The 20,696-nt window shown below is 74.6% G+C and carries 18 protein-coding genes; 11 read left to right on the top strand and 7 right to left on the bottom strand.

From position 1 onward, the window contains the following. Positions 1-32: 32 nt before the first annotated feature. Complete coding sequence (locus ATL31_RS07920) at positions 33-710, bottom strand: hypothetical protein (RefSeq protein WP_101395292.1); 678 nt, start codon at positions 708-710, stop codon at positions 33-35. A 107-nt stretch (positions 711-817) separates the two neighbouring features. On the opposite strand from ATL31_RS07920, the gene ATL31_RS07915 reads away from it, so the two are divergent. The 6 genes from ATL31_RS07915 to pntB all read left to right on the top strand — a co-directional run bounded on the left by ATL31_RS07915 (position 818) and on the right by pntB (position 10,471). Next, the gene (locus tag ATL31_RS07915; RefSeq protein ID WP_101395291.1) at positions 818-2,185 is read left to right on the top strand and encodes an MFS transporter; all 1,368 of its coding nucleotides are present in this window, start codon (positions 818-820) and stop codon (positions 2,183-2,185) included. Then, on the top strand, positions 2,182-3,642 hold the full coding sequence (locus ATL31_RS07910; protein ID WP_101395290.1) for a pyridoxal phosphate-dependent decarboxylase family protein: 1,461 nt from the start codon (positions 2,182-2,184) through the stop codon (positions 3,640-3,642). The genes ATL31_RS07915 and ATL31_RS07910 overlap by 4 nt, the downstream gene beginning before the upstream one ends. 81 nt (positions 3,643-3,723) lie before the next feature. Further along, a complete protein-coding gene (locus ATL31_RS07905; RefSeq protein WP_101395289.1) occupies positions 3,724-5,352 on the top strand; it encodes an AMP-binding protein in 1,629 nt (542 codons plus the stop codon). A gap of 136 nt (positions 5,353-5,488) precedes the next feature. Beyond that, positions 5,489-7,345, top strand: coding sequence for a sunset domain-containing protein (locus tag ATL31_RS07900; protein ID WP_101395288.1), 1,857 nt, complete (start codon positions 5,489-5,491; stop codon positions 7,343-7,345). Positions 7,346-7,520: 175 nt separating this feature from the next. Continuing rightward, the gene (locus ATL31_RS07895; protein WP_101395287.1) at positions 7,521-9,074 is read left to right on the top strand and encodes a Re/Si-specific NAD(P)(+) transhydrogenase subunit alpha; all 1,554 of its coding nucleotides are present in this window, start codon (positions 7,521-7,523) and stop codon (positions 9,072-9,074) included. Continuing rightward, positions 9,071-10,471, top strand: a complete 1,401-nt coding sequence (gene pntB / locus ATL31_RS07890) for a Re/Si-specific NAD(P)(+) transhydrogenase subunit beta (protein WP_101395286.1) — start codon at positions 9,071-9,073, stop codon at positions 10,469-10,471. Before ATL31_RS07895 ends, pntB begins: the two co-directional genes overlap by 4 nt. 46 nt (positions 10,472-10,517) lie before the next feature. Here the strand turns inward: pntB and ATL31_RS07885 are convergent, their stop codons facing one another. Further along, positions 10,518-11,066 carry a hypothetical protein gene (locus ATL31_RS07885; protein WP_101395285.1) on the bottom strand — a complete coding sequence of 183 codons (549 nt, stop codon included), beginning with the start codon at positions 11,064-11,066 and terminating at the stop codon, positions 10,518-10,520. Positions 11,067-11,300: 234 nt separating this feature from the next. Here ATL31_RS07885 and purM point away from each other — a divergent pair, with 234 nt between their 5' ends. Both purM and ATL31_RS07875 read left to right on the top strand, forming a co-directional pair. Beyond that, positions 11,301-12,437, top strand: a complete 1,137-nt coding sequence (gene purM / locus ATL31_RS07880; protein ID WP_101395284.1) for a phosphoribosylformylglycinamidine cyclo-ligase — start codon at positions 11,301-11,303, stop codon at positions 12,435-12,437. Positions 12,438-12,526: 89 nt separating this feature from the next. Further along, positions 12,527-12,916 carry a hypothetical protein gene (locus ATL31_RS07875; protein ID WP_101395283.1) on the top strand — a complete coding sequence of 130 codons (390 nt, stop codon included), beginning with the start codon at positions 12,527-12,529 and terminating at the stop codon, positions 12,914-12,916. A 48-nt stretch (positions 12,917-12,964) separates the two neighbouring features. Here ATL31_RS07875 and ATL31_RS07870 read toward each other — a convergent pair whose 3' ends face one another. From ATL31_RS07870 to ATL31_RS07850, 5 genes are all read right to left on the bottom strand, one after another. Continuing rightward, positions 12,965-13,489, bottom strand: coding sequence for a cysteine hydrolase family protein (locus ATL31_RS07870; protein WP_101395282.1), 525 nt, complete (start codon positions 13,487-13,489; stop codon positions 12,965-12,967). Then, positions 13,489-15,030, bottom strand: a complete 1,542-nt coding sequence (locus ATL31_RS07865) for a purine-cytosine permease family protein (RefSeq protein WP_101395281.1) — start codon at positions 15,028-15,030, stop codon at positions 13,489-13,491. The genes ATL31_RS07870 and ATL31_RS07865 overlap by 1 nt, the downstream gene beginning before the upstream one ends. Positions 15,031-15,141: 111 nt before the next feature. Beyond that, the gene (locus ATL31_RS07860; RefSeq protein ID WP_101395280.1) at positions 15,142-15,330 is read right to left on the bottom strand and encodes a DUF3073 domain-containing protein; all 189 of its coding nucleotides are present in this window, start codon (positions 15,328-15,330) and stop codon (positions 15,142-15,144) included. Positions 15,331-15,558: 228 nt separating this feature from the next. Then, the gene (locus ATL31_RS07855; protein ID WP_101395279.1) at positions 15,559-16,668 is read right to left on the bottom strand and encodes a Glu/Leu/Phe/Val family dehydrogenase; all 1,110 of its coding nucleotides are present in this window, start codon (positions 16,666-16,668) and stop codon (positions 15,559-15,561) included. A 26-nt stretch (positions 16,669-16,694) separates the two neighbouring features. After that, complete coding sequence (locus ATL31_RS07850) at positions 16,695-17,321, bottom strand: DUF1345 domain-containing protein (RefSeq protein ID WP_101395278.1); 627 nt, start codon at positions 17,319-17,321, stop codon at positions 16,695-16,697. 265 nt (positions 17,322-17,586) lie between these two features. Between ATL31_RS07850 and fgd the strand changes: the two genes are divergently transcribed. From fgd to ATL31_RS07835, 3 genes are all read left to right on the top strand, one after another. Continuing rightward, positions 17,587-18,624: a glucose-6-phosphate dehydrogenase (coenzyme-F420) gene (gene fgd / locus ATL31_RS07845; RefSeq protein ID WP_101395277.1), complete on the top strand. Its 1,038-nt coding sequence runs from the start codon at positions 17,587-17,589 to the stop codon at positions 18,622-18,624. Positions 18,625-18,647: 23 nt separating this feature from the next. Continuing rightward, entirely contained in the window at positions 18,648-19,784 is a 1,137-nt protein-coding gene (locus ATL31_RS07840) for a CaiB/BaiF CoA transferase family protein (RefSeq protein WP_101395276.1), read from the top strand. Between the two features lie 87 nt (positions 19,785-19,871). Continuing rightward, a complete protein-coding gene (locus ATL31_RS07835; RefSeq protein ID WP_101395275.1) occupies positions 19,872-20,633 on the top strand; it encodes an enoyl-CoA hydratase-related protein in 762 nt (253 codons plus the stop codon). Positions 20,634-20,696 lie beyond the last annotated feature (63 nt).

Here is a 20,696-nt window from a genome sequence, read left to right as displayed (position 1 = left end):
CCCCTCGACCGGGCGCGGCGGCCCGGAGCGGGTCAGACGTCGACGATGCTGGTGGCGACCTCGGTGACCGACGGGCGCCGCGGGGTGGACGAGAAGCCGAAGCGGCACGGCGGGTCCACCGGGGCGAGGGCGCCGAGCTCCACGCCGTCGAACGTGCCGTGCATCCCGATGACCGCCCGGACGTCGGTGGCGCCGTAGTACTCCCGCCGCCCCGCCCGGGCGACGCCTCGGGTCCGGACGCCGCGCATCGCGACGCGCGCGACCGGGTCGGCCAGGGTCGCGAAGGCCGGGCTGGTCGCCACCGGGCGCGGCACGAGCACGAGCATCCGGCCGAGCGGGGTGCGGACGCCGACGTCGAGCGCGAGCGACAGCGACGGCGTCTCGACCGACCAGCTCCGCGGGGGGATTTTCGAGCTCGCCGGGGAACCGTGCGGGTGCGGACCTGAAGGTTGCGGCATCGGGGGAGAAAGTGGAGCCCCGGCCACGGTGACGGGCTCGAGGCGCACCTCGTCGAAGGCGTACGTCGTCGAGACCAGCTCGGCAACCTGCTCGCTCGGCGCCAGCAGCACCCGGTGCCCGTCCGGCCCCTCGACCATCACGTCGGCGAACGGCCCGAACGGCGTCTCGAACCACCACCCGACGACCACCCGCACCCCGGACGTCGAGCCCACGCCGGCGATGCGCCCCCGGAACCGTCGCCGCTCGCCCATCCCCCCATCCTGCCCGGGGCTCACCGCGACGACGCCCGCCGCCACCCGCGCCCGCGACCCTCCGCGCGTCGTGGCCCGCGACCGCCGCCCGTGACTAGGGTCCGCCCATGACCTCCGACGCAGCGGGTCGGCCCACGGGCCGCCGCGCCCCGACCGCGCCCGGCCCGGCCCGCGCACTGCCGGCGTCGGCCCGGCGCGGGTACGGCCTCGGCTCGGTCGCGACCGGCTCGTTCGGCACCGTCCCGGGTCTGCTCCTGCTGCCGTACCTCACCGACCGCCTCGGGGTGGCCGCCGGGGTCGCCGGGCTCGTGGTCTTCCTGCCCAAGGCCTGGGACGTCCTGCTCAACCCGGTGGCGGGCCGCATCAGCGACCGGTCCACCCACCCCGGCGGCCGTCGCCGGCCCTTCCTGCTGCGGGCCGGTCTGCTCCTCGCCGTGCTGTTCGTCCTCCTGTTCTCGGGCCCGACCGCACCCACCGGGATCGCCACCGCCTGGGTCGTCGTGGCCTTCCTCGGCTGCGCCACCGCCTACGCGTTCTTCCAGGTGCCGTACGTGGCGATGCCGGCCGAGATGACCGACGACTACGACGAGCGGACCCGGCTGATGACCTGGCGGGTGGCCGTGCTCGCCCTCGCCATCCTGGTCAGCGGCGGCCTGGCCCCGGTGGTCCGCGACGCCCTCGGCCCCACGTGGGGCTACCGCGGTGTGGGGCTGTTCGTCGGCGCGCTCATCGCCGTCGGCACCCTCGGCGCCTGGTGGGGCACCCGCACGGCCCCGACCAGCCGGGCCGCGACCGCGGGTGGCAGCCTAGGCGACCAGCTGCGCGTGGTCGCCTCCTCGCGCGAGTTCCGCACGCTGCTGGGCGTGTTCGTGCTGCAGGCGCTGGCGACCGGGTCGATGCTGGCCGGCGTCGACTACGTGGCGCGCGTCCTGCTCGGCAGCCCGGCCGCCTCGACCGTGCTCTTCGTCTGCTTCGTCGGCCCGGCCCTCCTGGTCACGCCCCTCTGGCAGCGCGTCGGGCGCGCCCGTGGCAAGCGCTCCGGCTACCTCTGGGGCTCGCTGCTCCTGGGGCTGGGCGCTCTCGCCACCCTGGCCGCGGTGCCGCTCGGCCTCGCCGCCACCGCCGTCACCGTGGCCGTCGTCGGCGTGGGCTACGCCGCCTGCCAGATGTTCCCGCTCGCGATGCTGCCCGACGTCGCCGCCGCCGACACCGCCCGCACCGGCGAGGACCGGGCCGGCACGTACACCGGGGTCTGGACGGCCGGCGAGACCCTGGGCCTGGCCCTCGGGCCCTTCCTCTACGCGGGCGCCCTGACCCTCGGCGGCTACGTGTCCTCGACCGACGCCGCGGCCGCGCAGCCCGCCTCCGCCCGCACCGCCATCGCGCTCGGCTTCACCGTCGTGCCGGCCGTGCTGGTGGCCCTCTCGCTGGTGCTCCTGCGCCACTACCGACCCGACCGGGAGGTCGCCCGATGACCGACGCGACGCCGCCCCTCGCCTCCGGCCCGGCCGCCGGCCGGGTGCTCGCCGAGCTGCGGCGGATGCAGGCGACCGACCTGCCGACGCACGGGGGTCGCACGCTCGCCTACGTGTACGACTCCGGCCTGGCCGACGCCGACGCCCTGGGCCGCGAGGCGCTCGCCATGTTCGCGTCGTCGAACGGCCTCGACCCCACCGCGTTCCCCTCGCTGCAGCGCATGGAGAACGACCTCGTCGCGCTGGCCGGCGCCCTGCTCGACGCGCCCGACGGGTTCGTGGGGGCCGCGACCTCCGGCGGCACCGAGTCGATCCTGCTGGCCGTCCTGGCGGCGCGCAGGGGCGCGCCCCACCTCACCGCCCCGAGCATGGTCCTGCCCGCCAGCGCGCACGCCGCCTTCCTCAAGGCCGCCTCCTACCTCGGGGTGCGGCCGGTCGTCGTCGACGTCGACCCCCTCACGCTGCGAGCCGACCCGGCCGCGATGGCCGAGGCCGTCGACGACTCCACCGTGCTGGTGGTGGCCTCGGCTCCCTCGTACGCCCACGGCGTGGTCGACCCCGTGGCCGAGGTGGCCGCCCTGGCCGCGGCCCGCGGCATCCGCTGCCACGTCGATGCGTGCATCGGCGGCTGGGTCCTGCCGCACCTCGACCACCTGCCGCCCTGGACCTTCTCCGTCGAGGGCGTCACCAGCATCAGCGTCGACCTGCACAAGTACGCCTACACCCCCAAGGGCGTCTCGCTCCTGCTGCACCGGGACGCCGACCTGCGTCGCGGGCACCTGTTCGCCTCGGCCGCCTGGCCCGGCTACACGATGCTCAACACCACCGCGCAGTCGACCAAGTCGGGAGGGCCGCTGGCGGCGGCCTGGGCCGTGACCCGCCACATCGGGACCGACGGGTACGCCCGGCTGGCCCGCCAGGCGCGCCGCGCGACGCTCGAGCTCGCCGCGGGGGTCGACGCCATCGACGGTCTGCACGTCCTGGTGGCGCCCGACTCGACCCTCCTGGCGCTGACCACCGACGACACCTGCGACGTCTTCACGCTGGCCGACGGGATGCTCGCGCGGGGCTGGTACACCCAGCCGCAGATGGCCTTCGGCGCCGTGCCCCCCACGCTGCACCTGACCCTCTCGGCCGCCACCGCGCCCTCGGTGCCCGACTTCCTCGACGCCCTGGGCGTGACCACCGCCGCCGCCCGCGCCGCCGGCCCGGTGGCGGTCGACCCCGGCCTCGGCGCGCTGCTCGTGAGCCTGGACCCGACGGCGCTCGACGACGCCGCCTTCACCGGGCTCCTCGCCGCCGCCGGGCTGTCCGGCGAGGGCGGGGCCATCGAGCTCCCCGACCGGATGGCGCCGGTCAACGCACTGCTCGACGCCTGCCCGCCCGCGGCCCGCGAGGCGCTGCTCCTCGGGGTCCTCGACCGGCTGAGCCGCCCCACCCCGCGCCCGTCCCCCTGATCCCGTCCGCCCCGCTGTTGCCGCCACGGCCCCGGGCCGTGTTGGCTGGGGACCCAGGCATCGTTGCTCGGAAGGAGCCCCATGGCCACCACGCCCGACCCCACGCTCTCGCACACCGTCGGCCCGCTCGAGCCGCCCCTGCTCGAGCAGACCATCGGGGCCTGCCTCGACGCCACCGTCGAGCGCTTCGGTGACCGCGACGCCCTCGTCGACCGGGCCCAGGGCGTGCGCCTCACGTACGCCGAGCTCGGCGAGCAGGTCGACCGGCTGGCCCGCGGGCTCGTGGGCGCGGGCATCGAGAAGGGCGACCGCGTCGGCATCTGGGCCCCCAACCGCAGCGAGTGGGTGCTGGTGCAGTTCGCGACCGCCAAGGTGGGCGCGATCCTGGTCACCATCAACCCGGCCTACCGCACCCACGAGCTGACCTACGTCCTGAACCAGGCCGGCATCCGGATGCTCGTCACGGCCGCGTCGTTCAAGACCTCCGACTACGTGGCGATGGTCGAGGCCGCCCGCCCCGAGTGCCCCGGGCTCGAGCAGGTCGTGGTGCTGGGCGAGGAGTCGTGGGACGCCCTGCTCGCTCGGGCCGACGAGGTCAGCCCCGAGCGGCTCACCCTGCTGGCCAGCGAGCTCGACCCGCACGACCCCATCAACATCCAGTACACGTCGGGGACGACCGGGTTCCCCAAGGGCGCGACCCTCTCGCACCACAACATCCTCAACAACGGGTACCTGGTCGGCGAGATGTGCCGCTACACCGAGGCCGACCGGATCTGCATCCCGGTGCCCTTCTACCACTGCTTCGGGATGGTGATGGGCAACCTCGCGGCCATCACGCACGGTGCCTGCATGGTCATCCCGGCGGCCGGCTTCGACCCCGCGCTGACGCTCGCGGCCGCCGCGGAGGAGCGCTGCACCTCGCTGTACGGGGTGCCGACGATGTTCATCGCCGAGTGGAACCTGCCGACCTTCGGGGACTACGACCTGTCGTCGGTGCGGACCGGGATCATGGCCGGCTCGCCCTGCCCGGCGTCGATGATGACGCGCCTGATCGAGTCCGGCATCGAGGAGGTCACCATCGCCTACGGCATGACCGAGACCTCGCCGGTGTCGATGCAGAACCGGGTCGACGACACCTTCGAGCAGAAGGTCAACACCGTGGGCTCGGTGCATCCGCACCTCGAGATCAAGGTCGTCGACCCTGTCACCGGCGAGACCGTGCCGCGGGGGACGCCCGGCGAGTTCTGCACCAAGGGCTACTCGGTGATGCTCGGCTACTGGGAGGAGCCCGAGAAGACCGCCGAGGTGCTGGTCGACGGCTGGATGCGCACCGGCGACATCGGCGTGATGGACGACGACGGCTTCGTGCAGATCACCGGTCGCATCAAGGACATGGTCATCCGCGGCGGTGAGAACGTCTACCCCCGCGAGGTGGAGGAGTTCCTCTACTCCCACCCCGACATCCAGGACGTCCAGGTGATCGGCGTGCCCGACGAGAAGTACGGCGAGGAGCTGTGCGCGTGGGTGCGGATGCGCGACGGCGTCGAGCCGCTGACGGCCGAGGCGGTGCGCGAGTACTGCGCCGGCCGGCTCGCCCACTACAAGGTGCCCCGGTACGTCAAGGTCGTCGACGAGTTCCCCATGACGGTCACCGGCAAGGTCCGCAAGGTCGAGATGCGCCAGGTCACGGTGGCCGAGCTCGGCCTCTGACCAGCGCGGACGCCTCGGTACGGCGGACGAGGCGGCCCGCGACATCACCGTGCGGCACGGCGGTGGCGCGCGGGCGCTCGGCGGTAGGTTGTCGGCCGACGCCTACGGAACGGCGTCCTCGACGACAGGAAGCCCCATGACCACGACGCAGCTGATCATCCTCCTCCTCGTCATCGTCGTCGCGGTGGCCCTCGTCCTGCTCCTCGTCCGACGGTCGTCGGCGAGGAAGGACGAGGCCCGCGTCGAGGCGGCGGGGATCCGCGCCGAGGCCGAGGCGGTCGCGAGCGCGATGGCGGGGCAGCAGGTGTTCGCGCAGCAGGCCGACGAGCGGGCCGAGCTGGCGCGGGCCGAGGCCGAGGCCGCGGCCCGGCAGGCGGCGGAGGCGGCCCGGGAGGCCGACCGCCTCGCGGCCGAGGCCGGTCAGCACCGGGCGGTGGTCGAGGAGACCCGCAGCGACTACACCTCGATGCTCTCGCGGGCCGACGAGGTCGACCCCGACGTGCGCACGCCCGCGCCGCAGGACACCGACGTGGTCGCGACCGACGAGCCCGACCTGACCGACGACGACCCCGACCGCGAGCCGCAGACCCGCGCCGAGGCCCGGGCCCGCCGCGAGGACGCCGAGCGGGCCGCCTGGGCCGGCAGCCCCGCGGCGCCCGTGCCGGGGGTCTCGGGGGCGGCCGTCGCCGGCGCCGGGGTCTGGGCCGAGCAGCACGACGACCAGCACCGCGACGACGCCACGTCGGGCCGGGCCGACGAGCCGGTCACGTCCGACCACGCCGCCGGTGGCGAGGACGGCCCTGCGCCCACGTCCGGCGAGCCCGCGTGGTGGGACGAGCCCACCGACGTCGAGGGTGGTCGGGTCGCCCCCGTCGCGACCGCACCGCACGACGACGAGCCCGACGAGGACCGCAGCGCCCGCATCGCCACGGCCGCCGACTACCGCGACGCCACCGACGACGCGCCGGCCGCGGCGGAGCCCGACGCCGGCTCCGCGCTCGCATCCGACGCAGCGCCAGGGTCGGGAGAGGTGTGGACCGGCGCCGCAGCGGGTACGGAGGCCGGCATGACGACGACGTCCGGCTCCTTCGACGACCCCACCCCGGCCCCTGCGGACGACGAGACCGTCGACGCCGCCCGGGACGCGCAGACCCCCACCAACGAATGGGGCGGACCGCACGAGAGCACCGACGCGGACGAGGCCGTGCAGCACGAGGGCAGCTCCGCCGACCCGGCCGAGGAGCTGCCGGGCGAGGGGACCCCCTCCGCCGCGGCCGACCCCGAGGCGCTCGCCGACGAGCCCAGCGAGGACCCCGCGGCCGGGCCGGCGGCGACCGATGCCTCCGCTGACGATCGCTACGACGCCACTCCTGAGCGCGACTGGGGCGCCGACGAGCCGGCGCTGCTGGCCGAGAACGAGGAGCGCGGCGAGCGGCTGGCCGAGGACCGCGCGGACATGGAGCGGGAGGCGGCCGCCGCCGGCATGGACACGCCGCATCCTGTCGAGCCCGAGCCCGACGAGGCCGTCGACCACGACGAGCCCGCGAGCCACGAGCAGGCGAGCGACGAGCCGGAGGCCGCCCACGACGAGTCCGCGGCCGCTGAGCCCGTCGACCAGGACGAGCCGGAAGCGGCTCACGGCGAGTCCGCGGCGGACGGGCCCGTCGACCACGACGAGCCCGCGGCCGCTGCGCCTGTCGACCAGGACGAGCCGGCCGTCTCCCCGGACGCTCCGGCCGAGGAGTCGGCGGCGGCGTCCGCTCCCCGGCGCATCTCCGAGTTCCACGAGATCCGCGACGGCGGCTACGGGATGGGCTCGGCGGCGGCCCTCGACGACGGGGCCCAGCCGATGGACCACCCGGTGCAGGCCTACCGCGACACGATGACCTTCCGCGTCCCGGGCGACCCCGGCTACGACGAGGCCCGGGCCGACGTCTGGTTCTACGACGCCGGCGCCGCCGAGCGCAGCGGCTTCCGCCGGTCGGAGGGCTGAGCACCCCCCACCGGCCCGGGCCCGACCGCCCACCGACCCCGTCGCGCCGCCCCCACTCGGGGAGCGGCGCGTCGTGGCGTCCGGGCGGCGCGCGATCCGGGTGACACGGGTCGTGCCCACCGGGCGCGACCCGATAGGTTCGGTCGCACCCGTCCCCTCCGGAGAGGAAGCACCCGTGCGCATCGGCGTCCCTCGCGAGTCCAGACCCGGTGAGACGCGGGTGGCCGCGACGCCCCGGACCGTCGAACAGCTCGTCGCGCTCGGCTATGTCGTCTTCGTCGAGCACGGCGCCGGCCGCCTCGCCAGCTTCGACGACGGCGCCTACCGCACCGCGGGCGCCGACGTCATCGACGACGCCGTCTGGAACGCCGACGTCATCCTCAAGATCAACGCGCCCTCCGACGACGAGCTCGAGCGGCTGCGCCCCGGCCAGCTCGTGGCCTCCCTGATGTCCCCCGCCCTCGAGCCCGAGCTGGTGCAGCAGCTGGCCGCCCGCGGGGTCACCGCCATGGCGATGGACGCCGTGCCGCGCATCTCGCGGGCCCAGTCCCTCGACGTGCTGTCGTCGATGGCCAACATCGGCGGCTACCGGGCCGTGATCGAGGCCGCCCACGAGTTCGGCTCGTTCTTCACCGGGCAGGTCACCGCGGCCGGCAAGGTGCCGCCGGCCAAGGTCCTGGTGGTCGGCGCCGGCGTGGCCGGGCTGGCCGCCATCGGCACCGCCAACAGCCTGGGTGCCGTGGTGCGCGCCTTCGACGCCCGCCCCGAGGTCGCCGAGCAGGTCGAGTCGATGGGGGCGCGCTTCCTCCGCATCGACGTCGACGACGCGGGCCCCTCGGCTGACGGCTACGCCAAGGAGACCAGCGCCGACTTCGACGCCAAGGCCGCCGCGCTGTACGCCGAGCAGGCCGCCGACGTCGACATCGTCATCACCACGGCCCTCATCCCCGGCCGCCCCGCCCCCCGCCTGCTCACCGAGGAGATGGTCGCCTCGATGAAGCCGGGCTCGGTAGTGGTCGACATGGCGGCGGCCAACGGCGGCAACGTCGCGGGCACGGTGGCGGGGCAGAAGGTCGTCACCGACCACGGCGTCACGATCCTGGGCTACACCGACCTCCCGGGGCGCCTCCCCACCCAGGCCTCGCAGCTGTTCGGCACCAACCTGGTCAACCTCATGAAGCTGCTGACCCCCGGCCAGGACGGTGAGGTCGTGCTCGACCTCGACGACGTCGTCCAGCGCGGGATGACGGTCGTGCGCGAAGGGGAGGTGCTGTGGCCACCACCGCCGGTTCAGGTGTCGGCGGCCGCCCCCGCGCCCGGCAGCGCCGTCGCCACGCTCGACCGGGTCGCCCCTGAGCCGAAGGCGCCGATGAGCGGCTCCACGAAGCTGGCCCTGGCGGCCGCCGGTGCCGCCCTGTTCCTGCTGGTCTCGGCCTTCGCGCCGGCCCCCTTCCTGCGGCACTTCATGGTGTTCATGCTCGCGGTGGTCATCGGCTTCTACGTCATCGGCAACGTGCACCACGCGCTGCACACCCCGCTGATGTCGGTCACCAACGCCATCAGCGGCATCATCGTCGTGGGCGCTCTCCTCCAGGTCGGCCGGGGCAGCGCGGCCGTCACCGTGCTGGCCTTCGTCGGCATCCTCGTGGCGAGCATCAACGTGTTCGGCGGGTTCCGGGTCACGGCGCGGATGCTCGGCATGTTCCGCCGCGAGGAGGCCACCCGATGAGCGCGACCCTGGTCCAGGGCGCGTACGTCGTCGCCGGCCTGCTCTTCATCCTCGCCCTCGCGGGCCTCAGCCGGCACGAGACCGCCCGGCGCGGCAACCGGCTGGGTATCGCCGGGATGGCCGTGGCGCTGGTCGCCACCGTGCTGGCGGCCACCTTCGGCGCCGGCGGCTCCGGGTGGCTGGGACTGCTGCTCATCCTGGTCGCGATGGCCATCGGAGCCGCGGTCGGCCTCGACCGGGCCCGCAAGGTCGAGATGACCGGGATGCCCGAGCTCATCGCGCTCCTGCACAGCTTCGTCGGGCTGGCGGCCGTGCTGGTGGGCTGGAACAGCTCGTACGAGGTGGCCCCCTACCCGACCATCCACGACATCGAGGTGTTCGTCGGGGTCTTCATCGGGGCCGTCACCCTCACCGGCTCGATCGTCGCGTTCCTGAAGCTCTCGGCGCGCATCCCGTCCAAGCCGCTGATGCTCCCGTACCGCAACGGGATCAACCTCGGGGCGCTCGGGCTCTTCGTCGTGCTGACCGTCGTCTACGTGGCGGTGCCCGAGCACGCCGTCTTCGTCCGGCACGCTCTGCTGGGCCTGGTCACGCTGCTGGCGCTGGCCCTCGGCTGGCACCTGGTCGCCTCGATCGGCGGGGGCGACATGCCGGTCGTGGTGTCGATGCTGAACAGCTACTCCGGCTGGGCGGCGGCGGCGGCCGGCTTCCTGCTGAGCAACGACCTGCTGATCATCACCGGCGCGCTCGTGGGCTCCTCGGGTGCGTACCTGTCGTACATCATGTGCCGCGCCATGAACCGCTCGTTCATCTCCGTGATCGCCGGGGGCTTCGGGGTCGAGGGCGGCACCACGGCCGACGACACCGACTACGGCGACCACCGCGAGATCACCGCCGAGGGTGTGGCATCCCTGCTCTCGGACGCGTCGTCGGTCGTCATCACGCCCGGCTACGGGATGGCCGTCGCGCAGGCGCAGTACCCGGTTGCGGCGCTGACCAGGGCGCTGCGGGAGCGGGGCGTCGACGTCCGCTTCGGCATCCACCCGGTGGCCGGGCGGCTGCCCGGCCACATGAACGTGCTGCTGGCCGAGGCCAAGGTCCCCTACGACATCGTCCTCGAGATGGACGAGGTCAACGACGACCTGGCCGCCACCGACGTGGTCCTGGTCATCGGGGCCAACGACACCGTCAACCCGGCTGCGGCCGAGGACCCCACCTCGCCCATCGCGGGGATGCCGGTCCTGCGGGTGTGGGAGGCCAAGGACGTGGTGGTGTTCAAGCGGTCGATGGCCACCGGGTACGCGGGCGTGCAGAACCCGCTGTTCTTCCGCGAGAACACCCAGATGCTGTTCGGCGACGCCAAGGACCGGGTCGAGGACATCCTCAGGGCCCTGTGACGCCGACGGCGGGCCCCCGTGAGGGGCCCGCCGTCGACCAGGTGGCTCAGCCGACGGGCGGGAAGCCCTGCTTCGGGGTCGTGCTGCTGCGGGTCAGGGCGGCGAACGGGGGTACGGGCAGCGGCGCGGGGTCCACCGCCGTCGACGGGGCCGGGACCGACAGGGTGAGGCGGGTCGTGCCCGTGGCGGCGTCGGAGTCGAGGGAGTACCCCACGTCGGGCGTGGCGATGCTGTCGCCCGGGGCGAGCGGGACGTTGGTGTTGCCGACGTACGAGGCAGAGGTCATGTCGTTCCCTGTGCCGTCGGTCCAGTTGAAGTACGTCGTGGTCCAGGCGGTGTCGTTGTTCAGCTGCCCGCCCGTGATGGTGCCCGTGGTGAGGTCGGCCTGGATGCGGATGGTGACGACGACCGCGACGGCCCCCTGGTTGGTGATGACACCGCTCTGCACCACCAGGCCGGACTGCCGGTCGACGGCGTAGGTGGCGGTGACGGACGTGCCGGACGCGGCGAGCGCGGGCGCGGCGGTGCCGACGACGATGACGGGGGTCGACCAGGCAGCGGCGCCCAGGACGACGCGGCGGGTGGTGACGGACACGGAGAGCTCCTCGGGGCAGGGGGGTGGCGCACCTCAACCTAGGCCCTGGTGGGACGGGTGTGACGACGTTGCCGGTATTGCCGTCCGAACGGCGTGTCGTGCCGCCGTTCGGCCATGGTCGAGAGGAGGTGACACGCGGAGCGCCGGGGCGGACGGTCGGCGTGTCACCTCCTCTCGTCGGACCGGCGCGGGCGGCGCCCGGCCCCCGCGCCGCGGCTCGGTAGGCTGCCGGGCGTGACCGAGCCCAGCGAGACCGAGCGGCCCACCGGCATCACCTACGCGGCGGCCGGGGTCGACGTCGAGGCCGGCGACCGGGCCGTCGAGCTGATGAAGGAGTCGGTGCGCCGCGCCACCCGCCCCGAGGTGCTGGGCGGCCTCGGCGGCTTCGCCGGGATGTTCGACGCCAGCGCGCTCGCCACCTACCGTCGCCCGGTGCTCGCGACCTCGACCGACGGGGTCGGCACCAAGGTCGCGATCGCGCAGGCCCTCGACCGGCACGACACCATCGGCTTCGACCTGGTCGGGATGGTCGTCGACGACATCGTGGTCTGCGGCGCCGAGGCGCTGTTCATGACCGACTACATCGCGTGCGGCAAGGTCGTGCCCGAGCGGATCGCCGCCATCGTGTCGGGCGTCGCCGCCGCCTGCGCCCAGGCCCGGGTGGCCCTCGTGGGGGGAGAGACGGCCGAGCACCCCGGCCTCCTCGGGCCCGACGAGTACGACGTGGCGGGCGCGGCCACGGGCGTCGTCGAGTACGACGACGTGCTGGGCCCGCAGCGGGTCCGTGCGGGCGATGTCGTCCTCGGGCTCGCCAGCAGCGGGCTGCACTCCAACGGCTACTCGCTGGTGCGCCGCGTGGTCGACCACGCCGGCTGGGCCCTCGACCGGCACGTCGACGAGTTCGGGCGCACCCTCGGCGAGGAGCTGCTCGAGCCCACCCGCGTCTACGCGGCCGACCTGCTCGACCTCGTGCGGCTCGAGGGGGTCGACGTGCACGCGCTGTCGCACGTCACGGGCGGCGGCCTGGCCGCCAACCTGGCGCGGGTGCTGCCCGACTCGGTGCACGCCCGGCTCGACCGTGCCTCGTGGACGCCGCCACCCGTGTTCTCCACCGTCGCGTCGCTGGGGGGTGTGCCCCGCGCCGACCTGGAGCGCACCCTGAACATGGGCGTCGGGTTCGTGGCGGTGCTTCCGGCCGCCTCGGTCGACGCCGCGAGCGCCCACCTCGAGGCCCGCGGCATCCGGACCTGGGTCATGGGTGAGGTGCATCCCGCGGCCGAGGCCGACGCCGCCCCCGGCGAGGTCGTGCGCGGGGCCAAGGGCGTCGACGGCGGCTCCGTGGAGCTCGTCGGCGACCACCCGCGCGCCTGACCCCGCCGGCCTCGTACGGCGGGGCGCAGGCCCGACCTGAGTACCGGCACTCATGACAGCGGGGGAGTCGCCCGGTCACGCTCGGGGGCATGCCCGCAGAGACGTCCGCGACCACCCTGGCCCCGCGCCACGCCGACCCCGACGAGCTCGCCCACCGGACGGCCCGCCGCTGGGCCGTGGGCGTCCTCCTGGCCGGCACGCTGGCGCTGGCGGCCTACCTGTCGCTCGTGATGCTGGCCGTGGCCCTGGTGGTCGCCCTGTTCGGGAGCGTTCTCGACCTCGGGTCGGGCCGCCTCGACGCCGGCGGTCTCGCGCTGGACGCGGCGCCGGGGCTCCTGGTCGCCTGGTGCCTGGGGCTCGCGGCCGTGGCGGCGCTGGCCGGGCGGACCGCGCTCGGCCCGCGGGCCGTCGGCCTGGCCGGAGGGCTGCTCGGCACCGCGGCGGGGGCCGGCATGCTGGCGCTGGCGGGCGTGCTCTGAGTCGCCGGTCGCCGGGGTGGCCCCCTGCGGCAGGGCCGGACGGCGCTGTCAGACCACGATCTGGGGCGCGAACAGCGCCATCGCCGCGAGCGCTCGCGCGTGGTTCTCGGGGGTCGAGCCCGCGCAGGCTCGCGCCGCGACCTCGACCCGCACGCCGGCGTCCGCCATCGGCAGGGCCGTGGAGATGACGCAGCAGTCGGTGGCCACCCCGGCCAGGGTGACCCGGTCGCCGGGCGCCACCAGCCCCGAGAGCACCGGCCACTTGCCGAACGTCCCGGCGGTCACCACGTGCCCGGCCAGCCCCTCGAGCTCGGGCACCACCTTGTAGAGCGGGTCGCCGTCGGGCACCAGCGCGAACGGCCACTCGCGGTAGTACGGCTCCCAGGAGCCGCCCAGCCCGGGGTCGGCCACGAAGCGCGTGACGACCGTGCGCTCGGGTCCGAACTCACGCGCCAGCGCGACCATCCCGCCCACGGCGTCGCCGAACATCGGCGAGCCCCAGGGCGACGCGCCGGGGTCGGCGAAGACCACCTGCGGGTCGACGACGACGAGCCAGCCGTCGGGGCCCGGCATCAGGCGACGGGTGCGGACGCCGGCTCGGCCGTGGCCTGCTCCTGCCGCCGGACCGTGGACCGGCGCGCGACCCCGGTGACCACGAGCCCGAGTACGAAGGCCAGGATGACGCCGATGTTGGCGTAGGGCCAGGTGCCGTCCCAGTAGGGGGCGCCCTCACCGGTGGTGACGTAGGTGCCGAGGTGCAGCGGCTCGAGCAGGTAGCCCTGCCAGTTGTTCCACGCGGCGTCCTGGGCGAACCCGTTCACGACCAGCCCCCAGCCCAGCACGGAGGCGACGACCATCGTCCCGACCGACACCCAGTCGACGGCGCCGTAGCGGCCGCGGGCGTCGAAGAGGGCGTCGGAGCCACCAGGGCCCCAGTCGTAGTCGCGCCGGCGCAGGACCAGGTCGGCGATGAAGATGCCGGCCCAGGCGGCCAGCGGCACGCCGAGGGTGATCAGGAAGGACTGGAACGGCCCCAGGAAGTCCTTCGCGACGAACACCACGAAGAACGTGCCGAGGGTGAGGATGACGCCGTCGACCAGGGCCGCGGCCGGGCGCGGGATGCGCACACCGAGCGAGAGCAGCGTCAGGCCGGAGGAGTAGATGCCGAGCACGGCGCCCGAGACGAGCGACAGGATGACCGCCACCAGGAACGGCACCAGGAACCAGGTCGGCAGGATGGTGGCCAGCGCGCCGACGGGGTCGCTGGCGATGCCGGTGGCGACCTTCGGGTCGGAGGCGGCGACCAGCAGGCCGAAGCAGACCAGCACGACCGGGGCGACCGAGCCGCCGACGGTGTTCCAGACGACGACCGCGCGGTCGGAGGCGTCACGGCGCTGGTAGCGGGACCAGTCGGCGGCGATGTTGATCCAGCCGAGCCCGAATCCGGTCATGACCATGACGAAGGCCCCGACGACGGCACCGGTGGGGCCCGCCGGGACGGCGGCGACGGCATCCCACGTGATGGTGCCCTGGACGAGCACGATGACCACGAACATGACCGTGACGATGCCGGTGAGCCAGGTCAGGACCGACTGCAGCCGCATGATGACGTGGTAGCCGGCCACCGAGGCGCTGACGATGAGCAGCGCCACGACGACCGCGGCGACGACCTTGGTGGCCGCGCCGCCGCTGAACCCGAGGCGCTGGAAGACCGTGGCGGTGGCGAGCACGGCGGTGATGGCCAGGAAGGTCTCCCAGCCGATCGAGGTCAGCCACGAGATGACGCCCGGCACCTTCTGGCCCACGACCCCGAAGGAGGCTCGCGACAGGATCATCGTGGGGGCCGAGCCGCGCTTGCCGGCGACGGCGACGACGCCGCACAGCAGGAAGGACACCACGATGCCGAGGACGGCGACCACCACCCCCTGCCCGACGGAGATGCCGAAGCCCAGCACGAAGGCCGCGTAGGAGATGCCGAAGACCGACACGTTGGCCGCGAACCACGGCCAGAAGAGGTCACGGGGCGACGCGGTGCGCTCGGCCTCGTCGATGATCTCGATGCCGGTGGTCTCGACGCCGAGGCGGCGGGTCTCGGCGGCAGTGGGCGTGCTCATGACCGGAGCATGTCAGACGGCGCGCAGGCATGACCACCAGGGTGCACAGGAGGTGCGGCCCGAGGGCACACCACGAGGAATGGCGGGAGCCGGAGGGGGTCCCGGCCGACGTCAGCGCCGGCCGGTGGCCCAGGAGTCGTAGTCGTCGTCGTCGTCCCGGTCGCGCTCGGCGGCGCCGCCACCGGGACTGGTCTGCGTGTGCAGTTCTCGCTCAAGTGCCGAGAGGTCGGTGTCCGGGCTGAAGTACTTCAGCTCGCGGGCGACCTTCGTCTGCTTGGCCTTGGCTCGGCCGCGCCCCATGGCGTGACCCCCTCGTGCGTCTGCCGGGGCGGCATCGCTGGTCGGAGGACCCCGGCGAAGGGGTCATCCGGCGTCGCGGAGCGGCTCCGGGAATGGTTGCAATCGTGATGGCAACGATACATGGCGGGGGGGCCGTCCGCTGACGCAGGGCGACGCCGGCACCACCGGCGTGGAGGCCGCGGGCGGCGCCCCGCCGGTTCTCCGCCGTGTGGCTCGGCCGGGGGCGTCTCACGTGGTGGACGGCAGCCAGGGGGTGCGCCCACCGGCGGCCATCCGGCGCTCGGCCAGCCGGTCGGCGGCCTCGGCCGGGGTGGTGCCCTCCGCCTCGGCCGCCCGCAGCACCTCGAGGGTGCTGTCGAAGATCGCGCGGGTGCGCCCGGCCGCGCGCTCCATGTCGAAGCCGTGCAGCTCGTCGCTGACCTGGATGACGCCACCGGCGTTGACCAGGAAGTCCGGGGTGTAGACGATGCCCCGGCCGGCCAGCCGCGCGGCGGTGCCCGCGTGGGCCAGCTGGTTGTTGGCCCCCCCGCACACCACGCGGGCGCGCAGGGCGTCGACGGTGGTGTCGTCGAGGGCGGCGCCCAGGGCGTTGGGGCTGAAGACGTCGAGGTCCTGGGCGGCCAGGGTGGCGGCGTCGGGGGCGGTCCCGACCTCCGGGTGGCGCCCGGTGACCCGGGCCACGGCGGCCGCGTCGACGTCGGTGACGACGACCTCGGCCCCGTCGTCGAGCAGGCGGTCGGCCAGCCGGGAGCCCACCTTGCCCACTCCGGCGATGCCGACGCGCCGCCCCGCCAGGGTGGGCTCGCCCCAGACGTGCTGGGCGGCGGCGCGCATCCCCTGGAAGACCCCGAGGGCGGTCAGCTCCGAGGAGTCGCCCGCCCCGCCGCGCTCGGGCGAGCGGCCGGTGGCCCACCGGGTCTCCTCGGCGACGACGTCCATGTCGGCGACGTAGGTGCCGACGTCGCAGGCGGTCACGTAGCGGCCGCCGAGCGACTCGACGAAGCGGCCGTAGGCGCGCAGCAGCTCGGGCGTCTTGTCCGTGGCGGGGTCGCCGAGGATGACGGCCTTGCCGCCGCCGTGGTCGAGACCGGCCAGCGCGTTCTTGTACGACATCGCGCGCGAGAGGCGCAGCGCGTCGCCCAGGGCCGCGGCCATCGAGGGGTAGGGGTGGAAGCGGGTGCCGCCGAGGCCTGGCCCGAGGGCGGTGGAGTGCAGCGCGATGACGGCTCGCAGCCCCGTGGCGGCGTCGGTGCAGAACACGACCTGCTCGTGGCCGCTCAGGGCGGCGAGATCGGTGAGGTCGGCGGCGGCGGCGGGGTCGCGGGGGTCGGAGGCCATGACCTCCACGCTAGACCGGCGCCGCCTCAGCCGCCGGAGGCGAGTCCCACGACGAGGTTGATCGTCGCCGCCACGATGACGGTGCCGAAGAGGTAGCTCAGCAGCGTGTGCCGCAGCACGATGCGCCGGACCTCGGAGGTCTGCAGGTCGGTGTCGGAGACCTGGTAGGTCATGCCGAGGGTGAAGGACAGGTACGCGAAGTCGGACAGCCGCGGCGGGTCGGACCCCTCGAACTGGATGCACCCGGGCTCGTTGACGAGGTAGTGGCGGGCGTAGCGCAGGGTGTAGACGCTGTGGATGGCCAGCCAGCTGGCGCCGACCGCGAGCATCGTCACGCCGGCCTCGAACGCCCGGCTCCCCCCGCTGCCGCCCAGCATCACGCCGATCGCGCCCAGGCTGGCGAAGGCCGCCAGGACCACGATCACGTCGGTCTCGGTGCGCCCCCCGTCCGCCCCCTCGAACAGGTCGGCGGTGGCCCCGGCGCTCATCCGGTGGCTCAGGACCAGCACGGGGACGCTGAACGCGACGGCACCGACGGACCATCCGAGCAGGACGTGGGCCGGCCACGAGGCGGCAGCGGGGAGCGGCACGAGCAGGGCGGTGAGCGCGAGCAGCAGCCCGGCCACGAGCAGATGACGTCGGGGGTGGCGCACGACGTCACGCTAGCCCCCGGTGGGCGCACCGGGGGCGGCATCCGGCGCGGCCGCGCAGCGGATTCGCAGCGAGCGCGTAGCGGCCTCCTCCACAGTGGTCGCATCGCGCCACCGGGGGACGGTGGTGCGGTACCCGGGCCATCGGGGGGCTGATGGCCCGGGAACGCACCACCGGCAGGCGGGGTGCGGACCGTTCGAGGGGGACGGTCCGTTCCCGTCGCGGTCGCCCCTCCCGTCGGCCCATCGGCTGTAGCAGGATGGAGCGATGACGACGTCGCAGCGACTCCGGGTCGGGTACAAGGCCTCCGCCGAGCAGTTCGACCCCGCCGGCCTGGCCGGCTTCGCGGTCCTGGCCGAGGAGCTCGGGCTCGACTCGGTCACCATCTCCGACCACTTCCAGCCGTGGCGCCTCGAGGGTGGCCACGCCCCCAACTCCATCGCCTGGATGTCGTGGGTGCTCGCGCGCACCGAGCGGATCATGCTCGGCACCTCGGTGATGACGCCGACCTTCCGCTACAACCCGCCGGTGGTCGCGCAGACCTTCGCCACGATGGCGTGCCTGGCTCCCGGCCGCGTCATGCTCGGGGTCGGCACCGGTGAGGCCCTGAACGAGATCGCGGTGGGCTCGGTCACCGAGGGCGAGTGGCCCGAGTTCAAGGAGCGCTTCGCCCGCCTGCGCGAGGCCGTCACGCTGATGCGGCGGCTCTGGACCGAGCCGCGGGTCACCTTCGAGGGCGAGTACTACCGCACCGAGGACGCCGCGATCTACGACCGCCCCGACCAGCCGGTGCCCGTCTACGTCGCCGCCGGCGGACCGATGGTGGCGCGCTACGCCGGGCGCCACGGCGACGGCTTCATCTGCACCTCCGGCAAGGGCGAGGAGCTCTACCGCGACCAGCTGGTGCCGGCGGTCGACGAGGGGCTCGACAAGGCCGGCCGCGGCCACGACGACATCGACCGGATGATCGAGATCAAGGTCTCCTACGACCCCGACCCCGAGCAGGCCCTCGAGAACACCCGCTTCTGGGCGCCGCTGTCGCTGAGCGCCGAGCAGAAGCACTCCATCCACTCACCCGAGGAGATGGAGCGCGCCGCCGACGAGCTGCCGATCGAGCAGGTCGCCAAGCGGTGGGTGGTCACCTCGAAGCCCGAGGACGTCGTCGAGGCGCTGCGGTTCTACACCGACCTCGGCTTCGACCACCTCGTGGTGCACGGGCCGGGCCACGACCAGGAGCGTTTCCTGCGCACCTTCACCGAACAGGTCGTGCCCGGGCTGCGCGAGCTCGTCCCCGCCGCGCGGTGAGCGGAGCCGGGGCCGACCCGAGGATGACGACCGGGCCGCTGGCCGGCGTCCGGGTGGCCGAGCTCGGCGGCATCGGGCCCGGGCCGTTCGCCGCGATGGTCCTGGCCGAGCTCGGCGCCGACGTGGTGCGCGTCGACCGGCCGGGGGAGCGCAACGTGCTGGCGCTCCAGGGCGGCCTGCGGCGCTCGCGGCCCAGCATCGCGGTCGACCTCAAGCATCCGGATGGCGTGGCGGTGGTGCGGCGGCTGCTCGAGGATGCCGACGTGCTCCTCGAGGGCTTCCGCCCCGGTGTGCTCGAGCGGCTCGGGCTCGACCCGGCCGCGCTGCTGACCGCCAACCCCCGCCTGGTCGTCGGCCGGATGACCGGCTGGGGGCAGGACGGGCCCTGGGCATCGCGGGCCGGGCACGACATCACGTACGCGGCGCTGTCGGGGACCCTGCACGCGCTCGGGCCGCGCGAGCGCCCGGTGGCGCCGGTGCCGCTGGTCGGCGACTTCGGCGGCGGCGCGATGTACCTCGTGGCCGGGGTGCTGGCGGCGCTGGTGTCGCGGGGCGTCACCGGGCGCGGGCAGGTCGTCGACGCCGCCATGGTCGACGGCAGCGCCCACCTGCTGTCGATGGTGCACGGGATGCTCGGCGCCGGCGCCTGGCGTGACGAGCGGGCCGCCAACCTGGTCGACGGGGGTGCGCCCTTCTACGACGTGTACGAGTGCGCCGACGGCCGCTTCGTGGCGGTCGGGGCCTTGGAGCCGCAGTTCTGGGCGGAGCTCGTGGCCGTGCTGGGCGTCGGGGGCGAGTTCGAGCAGGCCGACCGCGCCACCTGGCCGGCCCAGCGCGCGGCGTTCACCGCGGCCTTCGCGTCGCGCACCCGGGACGAGTGGGCGGCGGTCTTCGAGGGCACCGACGCGTGCGTGGCGCCGGTGCTGTCGCTGGCCGAGGCGTCGGCGCATCCCCACCTGGCGGCCCGGCGCACCTTCGTCGACGGTCCGGGCGGCACGCCGGTGCCGGCACCCACGCCGCGGTTCTCGGGCACCCCGCAGGCGGGGCCGGGCCCGGAGCCCGTGCCCGGGGCGGACACCACGACGTACCTGAGCGCGCGGGGTTTCACCGCCGCCGAGGTCGACGCGTTGCTGGCGTCGGGGGCGGTCGCCCAGGCCTGAGCCGGAGGTCCGTCCCGTCGGGGCGGTCCCGCGGACACCCGCGGCCGTGGCGCGCCGTGGCGGCATCCGGTGGGGTTGGATGTGGGCATGAGCAGCGAGCGGGTCCGCGTCGAGGCGGACGGCCCCATCGGACGGATCACCCTCAACGCCCCGGAGCGGCTCAACGCCGTCGACCCGGACATGTGCGCGGCCGTGGTCGAGGCCGTGCGCGCCTTCGACGCCGACCCGCAGGTGCGCGTCATCGCGCTCGGCGGCGAGGGCCGCGGGTTCTGCTCCGGCGCCCCGCTGACGGCCGAGGGCGCGCAGATGGGTGTGCTCGACGCCGGCGCCGAGCTGGTGCGGGCGCTCCTGGCCACCCGCACGCCGGTCGTCGCGCTGGTCCACGGGGTGGCGGCCGGCATCGGGGTGCCCATGGCCCTGGCCTGCGACTACGTGCTGGCCGCCGACGAAGCCCCGTTCGTGCTGGCCTTCGCCCGCATCGGCCTGATGCCCGACGGTGGCTCGACCGCGCTGGTGGCGGCGTCGGTGGGCCGGGCCCGCGCAATGCGCCTGGCCCTCACCGGTGAGAAGCTCGACGGCGCCACTGCGGCCGACTGGGGGCTGGTGGCCGAGTCGGTGCCGGCGGCGGGGTTCGCGGCCCGGGCCGACGCCCTGCTCGCGGCCTTCGCCGGCGGGGCCACCCTGGCGCTGGCCGAGACCAAGGCGGCCATCAACGCGGCGAGCGTCGACGTCGAGGGCGCGCTGGGTCGCGAGGACACCGGCCAGCGGATGCTCGGCGGAACGGCCGACCACCGCGAGGGCGCCGCGGCGTTCGTCGCCAAGCGCCCGGCGGAGTTCCGCGGCCACTGACCCTGCTTTCCCCGAACGTGTGTGAAGAACGTCGGCATACCGACGTTCTTCACACACGTTCGT

This window comes from Phycicoccus duodecadis, assembly GCF_002846495.1.
GTDB classification, from domain to species: Bacteria; Actinomycetota; Actinomycetes; order Actinomycetales; family Dermatophilaceae; genus Phycicoccus; species Phycicoccus duodecadis.
The sequence above is the reverse complement of the archived record's forward strand: the minus strand, read 5'-3'. Positions and strand labels throughout refer to the sequence as shown.

Bases quoted from the DNA above. Each gene is read 5' to 3' on its own strand.
- ATL31_RS07920 (WP_101395292.1), bottom strand. From the start codon at position 710: ATGGGCGAGCGGCGACGGTTCCGGGGGCGCATCGCCGGCGTGGGCTCG.
- ATL31_RS07915 (WP_101395291.1), top strand. From the start codon at position 818: ATGACCTCCGACGCAGCGGGTCGGCCCACGGGCCGCCGCGCCCCGACC.
- ATL31_RS07910 (WP_101395290.1), top strand. From the start codon at position 2,182: ATGACCGACGCGACGCCGCCCCTCGCCTCCGGCCCGGCCGCCGGCCGG.
- ATL31_RS07905 (WP_101395289.1), top strand. From the start codon at position 3,724: ATGGCCACCACGCCCGACCCCACGCTCTCGCACACCGTCGGCCCGCTC.
- ATL31_RS07900 (WP_101395288.1), top strand. From the start codon at position 5,489: ATGACCACGACGCAGCTGATCATCCTCCTCCTCGTCATCGTCGTCGCG.
- pntB (WP_101395286.1), top strand. From the start codon at position 9,071: ATGAGCGCGACCCTGGTCCAGGGCGCGTACGTCGTCGCCGGCCTGCTC.
- ATL31_RS07875 (WP_101395283.1), top strand. From the start codon at position 12,527: ATGCCCGCAGAGACGTCCGCGACCACCCTGGCCCCGCGCCACGCCGAC.
- ATL31_RS07870 (WP_101395282.1), bottom strand. From the start codon at position 13,489: ATGCCGGGCCCCGACGGCTGGCTCGTCGTCGTCGACCCGCAGGTGGTC.
- ATL31_RS07865 (WP_101395281.1), bottom strand. From the start codon at position 15,030: ATGAGCACGCCCACTGCCGCCGAGACCCGCCGCCTCGGCGTCGAGACC.
- ATL31_RS07860 (WP_101395280.1), bottom strand. From the start codon at position 15,330: ATGGGGCGCGGCCGAGCCAAGGCCAAGCAGACGAAGGTCGCCCGCGAG.
- ATL31_RS07855 (WP_101395279.1), bottom strand. From the start codon at position 16,668: ATGGCCTCCGACCCCCGCGACCCCGCCGCCGCCGCCGACCTCACCGAT.
- fgd (WP_101395277.1), top strand. From the start codon at position 17,587: ATGACGACGTCGCAGCGACTCCGGGTCGGGTACAAGGCCTCCGCCGAG.
- ATL31_RS07840 (WP_101395276.1), top strand. From the start codon at position 18,648: ATGACGACCGGGCCGCTGGCCGGCGTCCGGGTGGCCGAGCTCGGCGGC.
- ATL31_RS07835 (WP_101395275.1), top strand. From the start codon at position 19,872: ATGAGCAGCGAGCGGGTCCGCGTCGAGGCGGACGGCCCCATCGGACGG.